At 35.7% G+C, this 16890-nt stretch carries 9 protein-coding genes and 1 pseudogene (1 of these 10 running past the window's edge); 1 reads left to right on the top strand and 9 read right to left on the bottom strand.

Annotated features, from left to right (window positions below; all coding sequences use genetic code 11):
• The 8 genes and pseudogenes from B045_RS0106580 to B045_RS14870 all read right to left on the bottom strand — a co-directional run.
• Positions 1-1465 (bottom strand): annotated as a pseudogene (locus B045_RS0106580) (fimbrillin family protein); it reaches 257 nt to the left of the window's first position.
• 131 nt (positions 1466-1596) lie between these two features.
• The gene (locus B045_RS0106575; RefSeq protein ID WP_018463479.1) at positions 1597-3213 is read right to left on the bottom strand and encodes a fimbrillin family protein; all 1617 of its coding nucleotides are present in this window, start codon (positions 3211-3213) and stop codon (positions 1597-1599) included.
• Between the two features lie 120 nt (positions 3214-3333).
• Positions 3334-4980 carry a fimbrillin family protein gene (locus B045_RS0106570; protein WP_018463478.1) on the bottom strand — a complete coding sequence of 549 codons (1647 nt, stop codon included), beginning with the start codon at positions 4978-4980 and terminating at the stop codon, positions 3334-3336.
• 56 nt (positions 4981-5036) lie between these two features.
• Entirely contained in the window at positions 5037-6695 is a 1659-nt protein-coding gene (locus B045_RS0106565; protein WP_081618604.1) for a fimbrillin family protein, read from the bottom strand.
• A gap of 129 nt (positions 6696-6824) precedes the next feature.
• Positions 6825-8504, bottom strand: a complete 1680-nt coding sequence (locus tag B045_RS0106560; RefSeq protein WP_154650118.1) for a fimbrillin family protein — start codon at positions 8502-8504, stop codon at positions 6825-6827.
• Positions 8505-8560: 56 nt separating this feature from the next.
• On the bottom strand, positions 8561-10387 hold the full coding sequence (locus tag B045_RS0106555) for a fimbrillin family protein (RefSeq protein ID WP_018463475.1): 1827 nt from the start codon (positions 10385-10387) through the stop codon (positions 8561-8563).
• Between the two features lie 56 nt (positions 10388-10443).
• Positions 10444-12093, bottom strand: coding sequence for a glycine-rich protein (locus tag B045_RS14875; protein ID WP_018463474.1), 1650 nt, complete (start codon positions 12091-12093; stop codon positions 10444-10446).
• A 56-nt stretch (positions 12094-12149) separates the two neighbouring features.
• Entirely contained in the window at positions 12150-13790 is a 1641-nt protein-coding gene (locus B045_RS14870) for a fimbrillin family protein (protein WP_154650117.1), read from the bottom strand.
• A gap of 135 nt (positions 13791-13925) precedes the next feature.
• Here B045_RS14870 and B045_RS0106540 point away from each other — a divergent pair, with 135 nt between their 5' ends.
• Positions 13926-15245, top strand: a complete 1320-nt coding sequence (locus B045_RS0106540; protein ID WP_026234356.1) for an ATP-binding protein — start codon at positions 13926-13928, stop codon at positions 15243-15245.
• A gap of 23 nt (positions 15246-15268) precedes the next feature.
• On the opposite strand, the gene B045_RS0106535 is transcribed toward B045_RS0106540, so the two are convergent.
• Entirely contained in the window at positions 15269-16846 is a 1578-nt protein-coding gene (locus tag B045_RS0106535) for a fimbrillin family protein (RefSeq protein WP_238312208.1), read from the bottom strand.
• Between the last annotated feature and the right edge of the window lie 44 nt (positions 16847-16890).

Here is a 16890-nt window from a genome sequence, read left to right as displayed (position 1 = left end):
CGCCGCCACCATACCATCCGCCGCCACCAATTCCACCAGCATCCGTGCCAGAATATCCATAGCCACCTTGGCCAAAACTACCATCAACTTTTATTCCATCAATAGTCGTNCTTGCTGTTTTTCCACCTGCAGTTTGTGTTCCTCCAGTTGCTGCTTCAAGTTGATATGTCCCATTATTATTTAAGTTTACGTTATAATTAGAATTGCCACCAACGAGTCCTCCTCCAGAACCACCAATGGCGCCTGTCCATTCTGCAGATCCACCACCACCTGCTACAATCAATATTTCAGATTGATAATTTTTATAGTTTACTAGTTCACCCCTATTTGTGGTTGAAATATGACTAGCACCACCACCTGAATTATATGAATCTAATGCTATAGAAGGTTTTCCTCCATTATATCCTNCTGAACTACCTATACATATATATAACTGACTATTTTGTGTTATAGCTAAATTGCCATATGAATAACCACCATATCCGCCTCCGCCACCTTGTGCGCCCCATACTTCCAATTTGTATGTGCCTGTAATTGGAGCAGTATAGGTTTGAACAGTGCCGCTATAATCAAAAGTCCTTGACATATAAGATACTTTGTAATTATATATTTTTCCTCCTTCCCAAGATCCTGATATAGTTTTAGTAAGTGTCCCTCCATTACTGTAAGTGACAGTTATTGTTATATTATTAAATGCCTGAGGTATCATCATTAAAGTATAATTACCTGAATAGATGTCTTCTCCTGATGTTCCTGCAATTGTCTTTGGTTGTGATATGGTGAATGTTTTGGAACCTGTAAGATTTGACCAACCACCACCAAATGTATATGTTCCAGAATTGGCTACACTTCCAATTGATATTGATGAGATTGTTCCACTGCCAATACCATTACTTCCTACTGAAAATTGAATTGCAGCAAATATATGGTTAAAAGTCAATGAAGTAGAAGAATTAGTATTCCCACTAACATTATTGCCTGTAGCTGTCATTATATCTATTTGATCAGATACATTATCAGGAACTGTATAAGACAAAGTTGGAGAAGAGCCTGCTGTATGACTTACATTACTAATAGTACTAGGAAAATATGCATAAAAGTTCATAGTTTTATTTGCAGTTCCTGACCAATAATAATCCTTTGATGTTTTCCATATATTATTGGTATAAGTAACAGCTTGACTATTTATTAATGTACTGTAGTTACCAGCTCCGTCATTTTGGTCTGCTATTAAGTTAAATGTATTGGAAGTGCTTAATGATGAGCCACCTACAGGCATTGCGCGTGAAGTTTTCGTAGTTCTCAATGAATCCGTATTCTTCCATTCGGGTACAGATACCGAGAAGTTAATTTGTTTATTATTCTCTCCAAGAATATTCATTTCGTTTGTACATGAAGAAAACGTAGAAATAATAATTAATAATAAAAGTGATACATTGATACCTCGCAAAAACTTCTTTCCCATAACTCAATCCTTTCTCTTCTCTCCGCGAGAGAAGAGAAAAGGTATGAGAAATAATAATCCTATTACAATTTCAAATCAATAAAAGCTTATATCAATGGTATTAACGAGTAATCTTTAATTTTATAAATAGCTTAGAAAGCTATAACAGAACGGACTATACAAAGTTCTGTTTTCTCCCAATTTCCAACAGCCACACCAACAGTGCGAAATGGTGCATGACATGCAGAAGAAGCATCCCATTCAGAAGAAGTCCAATAGTATTCGTTATTTATATCAAATAAGTTTGCATTATATCCTTTTTCTATTATAGCATTCATGTAAGTATTTATATTTGATGCACATATAGAGGCATAATTTATTCCAGAGCCATCGTCTTCACAGTACCATCTAACCCAATTTTGTGTGCTCATAGTATAAGCCTTCATCCCTCCAAGATTAACACATATATCATACCATTGACCTGAACTTGGAAGAAACCAGCCACTTGTGCCTATTGGAACAGCGACGGTATTACCATTCTTATCCTTTGCCATATAAATTTTAGCTGCAATACCTGCCGTATAGTCTGATGTCTGTAGATAACAGCTATGTGTGTAGCCGTCTTTGTCGGACATTATATTGTCTGCTCCTATTATATATGTTCCTGTCGGATTACCGCTGTTTGATATAGACCATGGATAAGTCTCATTGGCTGATCCTGAATTTTGCAGTGCCATTGCATACCCATGATTCCAGTTATGCCCTTTATCAATATTGCTTGTAGAATTACAGAATATTACGCCAATAGGTGATGCTGTCGAATTCACATGTTCTGCAATAGTTCCCCAAGTTCCATCGCTATAATAGTAGTCTCCAATATTTACAGGTTTTGATAAATTGTAGGTGTAAATATTATTAGCAGTCCAGGTCCCATGTATAGTTTGCTGATATGATGTTCCAGTATTATATGTAAGCGTAATGGTCGCATTTGTAAATGTTTGAGGAATCATCATCATTGTAAAAGTACCAGCTGTAATATTTGCTCCTGCCGCTCCTGTTATGGTAATAGATGGTGATGCTGTAAATGCTGATGTCGACGGCCCTAAGGTCCATCCACTGCCAAAAATATATGTTCCTGAATTATGAATTCCACTAATTGTTATTGATTTAATAGTTCCACTAGGTAGTCTGTTCGTACCTACAGAAAACTTTACAGCAGCAAATATATGATTAAAAGTTAATGGAGTAGAAGAATTAGTACTACCACTAACATTATTAGCTGTAGCAGTCATTATATCAATTTGGTTGACTGCATCATTTGGAACTGTATATGATAAAGTTGGTGCAGAACCAGCTGTGTGAGAAATAATACTAATGCTATTTGGATAATATCCATAGAGGTTGATAGTGTTATTGCTTTTGCCAGGCCAATAATGAGAAGTCGTAGTCTGCCACATATTATTAGTGAAAGATACAGGCTCTTTATCTATCAAGATATTGTAATTGCCAGCTCCATCATTTTGGTCTGCAATTAAGTTAAATGTATTGGAAGTACTTAATGATAAGCCACCTACAGGCATTGCGCGTGAAGTTTTCGTAGTTGCCAATGAATCCGTATTTTTCCATTCGGGTACTGATACAGAAAAGTTAATTTGTTTATTATTATTTTCTTCAAAAACATTTATTTCGTTTGCGCATGAAGAAAATGTATAAATAATAATTAATAATAAAAGTGATACATTGATACCTCGCAAAAACTTTTTTATCATAACTCAATCCTTTCTCTTCTCTCCGCGAGAGAAGAGAAAAGACAAACATATCAGATTTTAATCAATTTATTATAATACCTATAAATTTATTTTTTAAGTTCTAATAGTTAAATAAATAGGTCAGAAGGCAACGATAGGCCGGACCCTGAAAGAACTCGTTTTGCCGTAACAACTATAGTCCAGACCTACGTCACCATCACTAACGAAACCAACACTGCATGCCCCAAAACTACTATACTCAGATGAACTCCAATAATACTCATTGTTGTTACTGAATAGATCTACACTATAGCCTCTTTCCCTTAAGGCGTTCAAATAAATATTGAGATCCGATACACACAAACTGGAATAATTATTAGTGTCCCCACTTATATCAATACTGTACCAACGTAGGTTGCGCTCACTACCACTTGTATAGTTCTTGCCACTGGCAGTTGCCATTCCTCCGAGTCTAGCACATATATCATACCATTGGCCAGAACTTGGAAGAAACCAACCACTAGTACCTATAGGAAGCCCAACGTTATTGCCATTTTTATCCTTTGCCACATAACTATTGGCTGCAATACCTGCGGCATAGTTTGATGCTTGTAGATAACAGCTATGTGTGTAGCCGTCTTTGTCGGACATGATATCATCTAGTCCGTTAATATATGTTCCAGTCGGGTTGCTACTGTCTGAGGTGTACCATTGATAGGTTGCACTGCTTGATCCTGTATTTTGAAGTGCCATAGCATAACCATGAGCCCAATTATGCCCTTTATCAATATTGCTCGCAGAGTTACTAAAGATAATACCGATAGGTGATGCCGTTGAGTTTGAATGCTCAGCAATAGTACCCCAAGTTCCATCATTATAATAATAGTCGCCAATATTTACAGGTTTTGATAAATTATAAGTATATGTTGTTCCTGCAGTCCAGTTCCCAGATATTGTTTGTTTATATGATGTCCCAGTATTATATGTAAGCGTAATGGTCGCATTTGTGAAAATTTGAGGAATCATCATCATAGTAAAAGTATCAGATGTAATATTTGCTCCGACTGCTCCAGTTATTGTAGTAGATGGTGATACTGTAAATGATGATGTTGTTGAACCAAGAGCCCATCCACTTCCAAAAGTGTATGGGCCTGAATTCTTTATTCCACTTATTGTTATAGATTTTATAGTTCCACTAGGTAGGCCATTAGTACCGACTGAAAATTTTACTGCTGCAAATATATGGTTAAAAGTCAATGGAGTAGAAGAATTAGTATTACCGCTAACATTAATCCCTGTAGCTGTCATTATATCTATTTGATCAGATACATTATCAGGAACTGTATAGGATAAAGTAGGAGGAGAGCCTGCTGTATGACTAACATTACTTATATTACTAGGGTAGTATGCATAAAAGTTAACCGTTTTATTTACAAATCCTGACCAATAATAATGAGAAGGAGTTGTCTGCCATATGTTATTAGTGAAAGATACAGACTCTTTATCTATTAATGTACTGTAATTGCCAGCTCCATCATTTTGGTCTGCAATCAAGTTAAAACTTTTATCTGTACCAAATGAGTTGTCCGTAATCGGTGTGGAACGTGAAGTTTTCGTAGTTGTTAATGAATCTGTATTCTTCCATTCAGGTGCAGATACTGAAAAGTTAATTTGTTCATTATTGTTTTCTCCAAAAATATTTATTTCGTTTGCACATGAAGAAAACGTAGAAATAATGATTAATAACAAAAGCAATACATTGATACCTCGCAAAAACTTCTTTCCCATAACTCAATCCTTTCTCTTCTCTCCGCGAGAGAAGAGAAAAGAATGGGAATAAACATTTAATTTGCAGAAATGAAGGTTATTCGGGCGTATCCATTGCCAGAATGCACACCATTACCCATGCCTGTATTTCCACTGATTAGATTTGAATTTAAGTGACCAGAACCACCACCTGCACCACCATATCCAGCACCGCCACCGTACCATCCACCACCACCGCCTGCATGCAAATTTTGGTCACCACCACCCATTCCAAAAGATCCAGGTTCGTCATATGAGTTGGTTCCACCACTTGTTTGTGTTCCTCCGCTACCCCAAGGTTGTGATGTCTCAGTCCATCCACTAGTTCCATTTTCACCAGTTATTCCTCCTCCATTTCCCCCAACTCCAGAAAATATATAGCCAGAAGCTGTACGCCAAAATCCACCACCTCCTCCTCCAGCAACAATTAAAACCTCAATATCTTTTACAGTTTCATAATTTTTTAACTGACCATCTCCCATAAAGGTAGATTGAATAGACGTACATCCACCACCACCGCCAACTATATGATCAGGATTTGTTCCTACGCGCGATGCTCCACCATTCCATCCTCCAAGAGTCGTATTCATAGTGGTACCATTAGCACCTGCTCCACCTATTGATATATATAATTTTTTATCTTTTGTTAACATTATATTGCCATAGGAATAACCACCTTTTCCTCCTAATACTGTTGCATTGTATGTCGCAGAACCACCTTGACCTCCCCAACATTCTATTTTGTATGTCCCAGTAATAGGGACAGTATATGTTTGAACACCACCAGTATAATCAAAATTCGCTACAGATATTGTTTTCGAAACATTATATGCGTATATGTTCCCTGCTGTCCATGTACCAGCTATAGATTGAGTAAGCGTTCCACCATTACTATAAGTAACGGTTATACTTGCATCACTACCTAATATTTGAGGCATCATCATAAAAGTTGTTGCGCCTGATGTTATTACTGTACTGCCTGCCGTTGAAGATGATACAGTTTGTGAAAAAGACTTTTTTGTTGTTGCATCCTGAGTCCATGTTCCATTAAAGTTATATGTTCCCTTATACAATATATTATTTAAAGAAATTCCTGTTATAGTACCGTTAGGCATACCAGAACTACCTATATTAAACTGTACGGCTGAAAATATATGATTAAAAGTCAATGGAGTAGAAGAATTAGTATTACCACTAACATTATTATTTGTAGCTGTCATTATATCTATTTGATCAGATACATTATCAGGAACTGTATAGGACAAAGTAGGAGAAGAGCCTGCTGTATGACTAACATTACTAATAGTACTAGGATAGTATGCATAGAAGCTTATAGTTTTGTTAGCTATTCCTGACCAATAATATTCCTTTGATGTTTTCCATATATTATTGGTATAAGTAACAGCTTGACTATTTATTAATGTACTGTAGTTACCAGATCCGTCATTTTGGTCTGCTATTAAGTTAAATGTATTGGAAGTGCTTAATGATGAGCCACCTACAGGCATTGCGCGTGAAGTTTTCGTAGTTATCAATGAATCCGTATTCTTCCATTCGGGTACAGATACAGAAAAGTTAATTTGTTTATTATTATTTCCTTCAAAAACATTCAATTCGTTCGCACATGAACAAAATGTATAAATAATAATTAATAATAAAAGTGATACATTGATACCTCGCAAAAACTTTTTTATCATAACTCAATCCTTTCTCTTCTCTCCGCGAGAGAAGAGAAAGGAATGGAAAACTAGTATTTTATTAGCAAAATAAGTGCTTATTCTAGTAAAACTTATTTTTATGAGGAAAGTTTCATTAACAATGATTAATTAAAAGGCAATAACAGGTCTTATGCACACACGTAAATTATCGGTTGTATTATTTTTAGTTCTTCTATGATCATACATTAAATCACCACCTGCACCAAATAATAGAAAATATGGATTTGTTGCAGAATATTCAGAACTTGAATTATACCAAGAATCAACCCAATCAGGATAGTCCGATGATCCACACAACACCTTATCAACACTTGCTCCTGCGTTTTCTGCTGTTGTTAAACATGCGTTAAAGTTATCTCTGGCCAAGAATGAAGAGTTAAATGCCCCATTGTCATTACGTGCCCAAGCCCAACCTGAAGAAATAAAAGTTGATGATAAATAATATGTAGATGTTGGTATTTTGCAAATATTTATAGAAAACAAATGATATTGACCAATACTTGCTAAAAACCATCTGCTACTATTAGTAGGTGGAACTACCGTATTATTATAGTTATATGCATAATAAAACGTAGGATAATCTGTTGATAGGTTTGTTGACTTCGTTATTATGGTTTTTGTATGTGTATATCCTTCTAAATCACTTTCAACGCTGCTTATGTCTGTATATGTCTGTCCCATTTCTAATGTATTTGCATAAGTGCTTGAAGACCAATTAAGTGTACCTTTATATGCGTATTGTAATGCTATAGCATAGCCATGTTTCCATCCATATCCCTTATCTATCGCACTTGTTGAATTACTAAATATGACTGCAATAGGTTTAGCTGTAGAATTAGTATGCTCAGCAATTGTACCCCACGTTCCATCACTATAATAGTAATCACCAACATTTACAGGTTTTGACAAATTATAAGTATATGTTGCTCCAGCAGTCCAATTTCCAGATATTATTTGTTTATATGATGTTCCTGTATTATATGTAAGTGTTATAGTAGCACTTGTAAATATTTGAGGAATCATCATCAATGTGTATGTATCAGAGGTAATATTAGCACCAGATGTACCTGTTATAACAGTTGATGGTGATATTACAAATGTATTGGAACCTGTTACATTTGACCATCCGCTACCAAACGTATAGGTCCCTGAATTATAAATTCCACTTATGGATATTGACTTAATAGTGCCGCTAGGTAACCCGTTAGTTCCGACTGCAAACTTTACAGCTGCAAAAATATGATTGAATGTCAATGGGGTAGAAGAATTGGTATTTCCATTAATATTATTAGCTGTAGCTGTCATTATATCAAGTTGGTTGACTGCATCATTTGGAACTGTATATGATAAAGTTGGTGAAGCCCCTGCTGTATGAGAAATATTACCAGAAATACTTGTAGGATAGTAAGCATAAAAGTTCATAGTTTTATTTGCAGTTCCTGACCAATAATAATGAGAAGGAGTTGTCTGCCATATATTATTAGTGAAAGATACAGATTCTTTATCTATCAATGTACTGTAATTGCCAGCTCCATCATTTTGGTCTGCTATTAAGTTAAAATTTTTATCTGCACCAAATGATGTATCCGTAATTGGTGTTGCACGTGAAGTCTTTGAACTAGACAATGAATCTGCATTTTTCCATACAGGCACAGATACAGAAAAGTTAATTTGGTTATTATTATTTCCATTAAGCATATTCATATCAGCAGCACACGAACAAAACATGGAAATAATGATTAATAGCAAAAGTGATACATTAATATCTCGCAAAGACTTCTTTCCCATAACTCAATCCTTTCTCTTCTCTCCGCGAGAGAAGAGAAAAGGTTGAGAAGAGGTGTTTAATTAGCAGCAACAAATGTGATACGAGCATAGCCTTTATCATTATGCCCAGTCTCTGTTCCACCGCTAGGTGAAGGCATTGAGGATGCACCGTCATTCATAACTGGTGATGTAAATGAATATGTTGTTCCACCAATTGTCATATAATTCACACTCGCATTTTGCGTTCCATCCGCAGACATAGCTACACAACCAGTCATTCCTGATATAAATGAAGAACCGCCACAACCACCACGACCAAATATAGAGACTCCTCCCCACCAGCCGCCACCGCCACCGCCGGCCCAATATAGATCAACGTATGATTGGTTGGCATAACCAAAGTAGCCCCATGGATGCATTGTCCCATCTTTGATATATATATAGCCAAACCAATTAATGTCCTCATAAGCTGGGCACGATCCGCATGATATTTGGCTAGAACCAGTACCATCATATTCTGACTCGGTATAATTGCTATTATCAGAATTATATGCAGCATATCCTTTGAGACCTCCAGCATTAGCACCATAAGCAATTGTTGCATTATCGCCTAAGCATCCACCTCCGCCTGCTGCAACCATAATCCTACTTAGAAGAGATGAAGTTCCGCTCCAGCCGTCACTACCAGAATGCTTTATGAGTCTCACATCTGTAGAACCACCACCACCTGAAGGAAAATATATATTTGCATTTGAAGAACTAGTGCCGCCTCCATTCCAGCCACCATAGTTTATTTGTTTATAAATACTATTACCTATACCACCCAAATAGAGAAATAATTGTTTACCAAATGTTAGATTTATATATCCAGAGGTATAGGCTCCTTTGCCAGGTAAAGCTCCGCCTTTACAAGGGTCATCTCCTCCCTTAGCTCCCCAGCATTCTATCTTGTATGTACCTGTATAAGGAGCTGTAAAGGTCTGAACCGCACCAGTGTAATTATAATTAAAGACTATGGTCTTAGACAGATTATAAGTATAAACTCCACCTGCATTCCACGTTCCTGATATTGTAATAGAAAACGTAGTACCATTATTGTAAACTAATGAAACAGTTGCATTATTGAAAGCTTGAGGAATCATCATCAAAGTAAAAGCATCAGATGTGACATTTTCTCCGCTAGCACCTGTTATTGTAGTAGATGGTGATACAGTAAATGATGATGTAGATGATCCTAAAGTCCATCCAGTACCAAAAGTATATGTTCCTGAATTTTTTATTCCACTTATTGTTATTGATTTTATAGTGCCACTAGGTAGCCCGTTAGTACCAACTGCAAACTTTACTGCTGCAAAAATATGATTGAATGTCAATGGGGTAGAAGAATTGGTATTGCCACTAACATTATTACCTGTAGCTGTAATTATATCAATCTGGTTGCTAGCATCAGAAGGGACAGTATATAATAAAGTTGGAGCAGAGCCCGCTGTATGACTAACATTGCTAATAGTACTAGGATAATATGCATAAAAGCTTATAGTTTTGTTAGCTATTCCTGACCAATAATAATCATTTGACGTTTTCCATATATTATTGGTATAAGTAACAGCTTGACCATTTATCAATGTACTGTAGTTGCCAGCTCCGTCATTTTGATCTGCAATTAAGTTAAAACTTTTATCTGCACCAAATGATGTATCCGTAATTGGTGTTGCACGTGAAATTTTCGTATTTGCCAATGAATCCGTATTCTTCCATTGAGGTACAGATACAGAAAAGTTAATTTGTTTATTATTATTTTCTTCAAAAACATTTATTTCGTTTGCACATGAACAAAATGTAGAAATAATAATAATTAATAATAAAAATGATTCATTTATACCTCGCAAAAACTTTTTTATCATAACTCAATCCTTTCTCTTCTCTCCGCGAGAGAAGAGAAAGGATCGAGTGAGAGTCTTTAATTTGCGGAAATAAACGTTATTCTTGCATAACCATTGCCAGAGCGCACACCATTACTCATACCTGTCGTACCACTGATTAGATTTGAGCCTAAGTGACCAGAGCCACCTCCACCAGCTCCTGAATATGAGGTACCTCCTCCACCGTACCAGCCACCTCCACCACCAGCTCCATAATCATTTGCTGAATTTTGATATCCATATCCTCCTTGCCCAAAAATACCATCAACTAATGTATTAGGACCTGCACAAACAGATGTAGATTGAGCTACAGAAATACCTCCTGAAGTCTGACTACCCCCATAAGCCGAGGCTGAAACTCCTGAATAACTACTTTGTTGTGAATTTCCATTACCTCCATTCAATCCGCCGCCATAACCACCAGTTCCACTCCATTCAACTCCTCCTGCACCTCCCGCGACAATCACAACTTCTGATTGATAATTCTTATAATTACTTAACACCCCTCTATTTGTTGTAGCTATATGAGAAGCTCCACCTCCAGGTGCAGCACCTTTTCCTCCACCATTATATGTATCACAGCCGCCATTAAAAACATTATAAGCTACTGATCCTCCTGTATAAATATATAACATAGTTCCAGCCATCAGATAAATATTTCCATAACTATAACCTCCATTTGCGCTTATACCGCCAGCCCATCCTGAAGAACCTTGAGCTCCCCAAACTTCTAATTTATAAGTCCCAGTAAGAGGAGCGGTGTAAGTTTGAACACTACCAGTATAATCAAAATCTGCGATAGGTATTGTCTTAGAAATGTTATATGTATATATGTTTCCAGCAGTCCATGTTCCTGATATTGATTTCGTAAGTGTGCCACCATTACTATAGGTAACAGTTATACTAGCATCACTACCTAGCGTTTGAGGCATCATCATAAAAGTTGTTGCACCAGATGTAATAGTTGTACCAGCTGATGTTGAAGATGAAACTGTTTGTGCGAAAGACTTTTTTGTTGCATCTTGAGTCCATGTTCCATTAAAGTTATAGGTTCCCTTATACAATATATTATTCAAAGAAATGCCTGTTATTGTACCATTAGGCATACCAGAACTACCTATATTAAACTGTACGGCTGAAAATATATGATTAAAAGTCAATGATATAGAAGAATTAGTATTCCCACTAACATTAATCCCTGTAGCTGTCATTATATCTATTTGATCAGATACTTTATCAGGAACAGTATAAGACAAAGTCGGAGAAGAGCCTGCTGTATGACTAACATTACTTATATTACTAGGATAATATGCATAAAAGCTTATAGTTTTGTTCGCTATTCCTGACCAATAATAATCCTTTGATGTTTTCCATATATTATTGGTATAACTAACGGCTTGACTATTTATTAATGTAGTGTAGTTACCAGCTCCATCATTTTGATCTGCAATTAAGTTAAATGTATTGGAAGTGCTTAAAGAAGAGCCTCCTATAGGTGTTGCACGTGAAGTTTTCGTAGTTGTCAATGAATCAGTATTATTCCATACAGGTACAGACACCGAAAAGTTAATTTGTTTGTTATTATTTCCTTCAAAAATATTCATTTCACCAGTACATGAATAAAACAAAGAAATAACTATTAATAACAAAAGTGATACATTAATATTTCGCAAAGACTTCTTTCCCATAACTCAATCTTTTCTCTTCTCTCCGCGAGAGAAGAGAAAAGAATGAGCTTGAGCCTTTAATTCGCTGAAACAAAGGTTATTCTGGCATAGCCATTGCCATAACGAGCCCCTGTCTGAAAAGAACCATTATTAACACCACCTGTATATCCAGAGCCACCACCACCATTTGTTCCGATTACGACACCACCATCTCCGGCGGCGTTACCACCATACCAACCACCACCACCTGCACCACCATAATCAGCAGCGTTACCACCATATCCAAATCCTCCTTTTATACCATCAGGACCAACTCCTGTTTGAGTACCACCAGTGTTTCCATTTGTTGTGCTAGTTGTATTAGCATTTAAATAATATGTTGTATTACTACCTAATCCAATCTCTCCGCCACCACATAAGTATTTTGATATGTCTTGATCTGCCCAAGCGCCATTACTTCCGGCTCCTCCGCCAACAACTAAAACTGTTGATTTGTAAGCTACAAGATCTTTTAAAAGACCGGTATGTGTCGCAATATGAGTAGCACCTCCACCACCATATTTTCCTTCAGGTATAGATCCTGTACCACCACCATTATAGCTAGTTCCATCAGCATAGTAATTTACATCATAACCTTTACCACCGACTACAATGTATAAGACGTCTCCTTGGATTAGTCTTTTATAGCCACCTGCATATCCTCCTGGAGCATTTGTATGTGAACCCCACCCTCCACTTTGCGCTCCCCATACTTCTAACTTATAAATCCCCGTGTAAGGAGCTGTAAATGTCTGCGATGCACCAGTGTAATCATAATTAAAGACTATAGTCTTAGAAAGATTATAAGTGTAAACTCCATCAGCATTCCATGCACCAGAGATTGTTGCAGAAAAAGTAGTACCATTATTGTAAGCTAATGAAACTATTGCATTATTAAAAACTTGAGGAATCATCATCAACGTAAAGGCATCAGATGTGATATTCTCTCCATTAGCACCAGTTATTGTGGTAGATGGTGATACTGTAAATGATGATGTTGCAGAACTAAGTGTCCATCCACTTCCAAAGGTGTATGTGCCAGAATTCTTTATTCCACTTATCGTTATTGATTTTATCGTTCCACTAGGCAATCCGTTAGTACCTACAGCGAACTTTACTGCTGCAAATATATGGTTAAAAGTCAATGATGTAGAAAAATTCGTATTTCCGCTAACATTAGTTCTTGTAGCTGTTATTACATCAATTTGGTTGCTAACATCATTGGGAACTGTATAGGATAAAGTGGGAGCAGAACCTACTGTATGAGTAATACTAGTAGAAATACTAGTAGGGTAGTATGCATAGAAGTTAACAGTTTTATTTGCTAATCCTGACCAATAATAATGAGAAGGAGTTGTCTGCCATATGTTATTAGTGAAAGATACAGACTCTTTGTCTATCAATGTACTGTAGTTGCCTGCTCCGTCATTTTGGTCTGCAATTAAGTTAAAACTTTTATCTGTACCAAATGAAGTATCCATAATTGGTGCTGCACGTGAAGTTTTCGTCGTTTCCAATGAATCTGTATTTTTCCATACAGGTACAGATATAGAAAAGTTAATTTGTTTATTATTATATCCTTCAAAAATATTCATTTCATTTGTACATGAAGAAAACGTAGAAATAATAATTAATAACAAAAGCAATACATTCATACCTCGCAAAAACTTCTTTCCCATAACTCAATCCTTTCTCTTCTCTCCGCGAGAGAAGAGAAAAGAATGAAAACATTTGGTTTGTATGAAATAAAACAATATCTTTGCAGTACCGAAATGAACATTTCGGAACTATCCATTTCTTATATAATACAGCTTATGAAATTCTTTGATCGAAAAAGAGAAATTAAAAAACTTAGGGAAATACGTGAACTGTCACACAATGTTGCTCAGTTTACAGTTGTTACAGGACGTCGTCGTATCGGTAAAACTTCTCTAATGCTTAAAGCATATACTGATGAGCCTGTGTTGTATTTCTTTGTGTCACGTAAGGCCGAAAGTGAGCTATGTGTTGATTTTGCTAATGAAATAGAAGAAAAACTTAATATTCCAATATTAGGAGGTACAGATAGATTTTCATCAATATTTGAATATATAATGAAATTATCAAAAACAAGATCATTTACTCTTATAATTGATGAATTTCAAGAATTTATACGTGTCAATAAATCTGTATTTTCAGAAATGCAACGTATTTGGGATTTAAATAAGCAAGATTCTAAAATTAACCTTCTTGTTTGTGGTTCTGTAAACTCACTTATGAATAAGCTGTTTAAAGATAGTCATGAACCTTTATATGGTAGACAAACACTAACACTAAAGGTAGAACCATTTCCACCATCTGTATTAAAAGAGATTCTAAATGAATATCATCCTTCTTATTCTAAAGAAGATTTACTGTCACTTTACCTCTATACAGGAGGAGTTGCCAAATACATAGAACTGTTAATTGATAGTGGGGCTACAAATTATTCTAAAATGATTGATCGAATAATTGACAATGACTCTCCATTCATTACAGAAGGTAAAAATATGCTAATAGAAGAATTTGGTAAAGATTATGGCTTTTATTTTTCAATACTTACTCTCATCGCTCAAGGACATAACACAAGGGGTGATATAGAGGGAATATTAAAGAGTGAAATTGGTGGTTATCTCACCAAGCTAGAGAAGGATTATAACTTGATTATAAAAAATCAGCCACTTTTTGAAAAATCTTCAAATAAAAATGTTCACTATGCTATAGAAGATAATTTTCTTCGATTTTGGTTTCGTTTCATATACAAATATAATTATATGATAGAAATAGGTGCATTTAAAAAGTTGAGAGAGATTGTTAAGCGCGATTATGAATCATATAGTGGTAAGATTCTTGAAGGATATTTTAAAAGAAAGATGATTGAATCAGAAAATTATACTCGTATTGCTAACTGGAGAGATCGTAAGGGAGAAAACGAAATTGATATAATAGCCTCTGATGATTTGAGTAAGAAAGTTGATTTTATAGAAGTGAAGCGTCAAAAATCAGATATAGATCTTTCAATACTTCGCTCTAAGGCTGCATCATTTTTTAAAACAACTGGAGAATATAAGAAATATGAAATCTCTTATAGAGGTTTGGCAATGGATGATATGTAAAAGCATCATTAAAATATGAGTTTTTACGGAACGGATAGCAGCGTTATTTTAGCCTTTCCATTACCTGAGTTTGCATATACTTGAGAAGAACCATTTGTAACACCACTGGTAGAGTTACTGCTATTATATCCTGCACCAATAATAACTCGATCTGATAATTTTGATATAGCAGCATCTGAGATTGTTACATTATATCTAGTATTATCCCAAGCAACAATAAACTCAATACCACTATTGGCAGCCGTAGACACGTCTACATTTACATTAATATAGAATGTAAAATGCCATGCTGTCTGTGTTATTTTTGTTATAGCGAAAGGATATGAGGGTGTTGAATTATATGCCTCAAAAGAGCTATTGTCAAATCCTGTTCCTGTGGCATCTATCTGATAATTCCCTGTTGAATTATGCCAGTAAGGGCCATAGTAACATGCGTTACAACCAGGCATCATTCCAATAGTTGTAGTTCTTAAGGGATTATAGATTAATCCATTTAATCTTATATCTGTAGCTCCATCACCATTCAAATAAGAGCCATCACTGTTTTTTCCTCCTACATAAATATATACTGTTTTACTAGCACTCAAAGTAATTGTACCAGAAGAATATCCTCCTTTTACACTTCCTTCAGCCCCCCATACTTCAAACTTGTATGTGCCAGTAACTGGTGCAGTGTAGGTTTGAACAGTACCAGTATAAGCAAAGTTCCTTGGTTGATAAGATAAATTATATTTGTACACTTTTCCTGCTTCCCATTTACCTGATATAGTTTTAGTAAGTGTCCCTCCATTACTGTAAGTCACAGTTATTGTTATATTGTTAACATCCTGAGGTACCATCATTAGAGTATAATTTCCAGAATAGATATCTTCTCCTGAAGTTCCTGCAATTGTCTTTGATTGTGATATAGTGAATGCTTTGGAACCTGTTACATTTGACCAACCACTACCAAATGTATATGTTCCAGAATTGGCAACATTACCAATTGATATTGAGGAGATTGTTCCACTGCCAATTCCTGCACTTCCTACTGAAAATTGAATTGCTGCAAATATATGATTAAAGGATAAAGGTGTAGATGAATTTGTGTTTCCACTAACATTGGTCCCTGTAGCTGTCATTATATCTATTTGATCAGATACATTATCAGGAACTGTATAGGATAAAGTAGGAGAAGAGCCTGCTGTATGAGTAACATTGCTAATAGTACTAGGATAATATGCATAAAAGCTTATAGTTTTGTTTGCTATTCCTGACCAATAATAATCACTTGATGTTTTCCATATATTATTGGTATAACTAACAGCTTGACTATTTATCAAAGTACAATAGTTGCCTGCTCCATCATTTTGGTCTGCTATTAAGTTAAATGTATTGGAAGTACTTAATGAAGAGCCTCCTATAGGCATTGCACGTGAAGTTTTTGTAGTTGCCAACGAATCTGTATTCTTCCATTCAGGTGCAGATACTGAAAAGTTAATTTGTTCATTATTGTTTCCTTCAAAAACATTCATTTTGTTTGCACATGAAGAAAACGTAGAAATAATAATAATAAATAATAAAAGTGATACATTAATACCTCGCAAAAACTTTTTTACCATAACTCAATCCTTTCTCTTCTCTCCGCGAGAGAAGAGAAAAGGTT

Source organism: Segatella paludivivens DSM 17968 = JCM 13650 (assembly GCF_000373185.1).
GTDB classification, from domain to species: domain Bacteria; phylum Bacteroidota; class Bacteroidia; order Bacteroidales; family Bacteroidaceae; genus Prevotella; species Prevotella paludivivens.
Note: the sequence above shows the minus strand (reverse complement) of the source record. Positions and strands in the feature narration are given on the sequence as shown.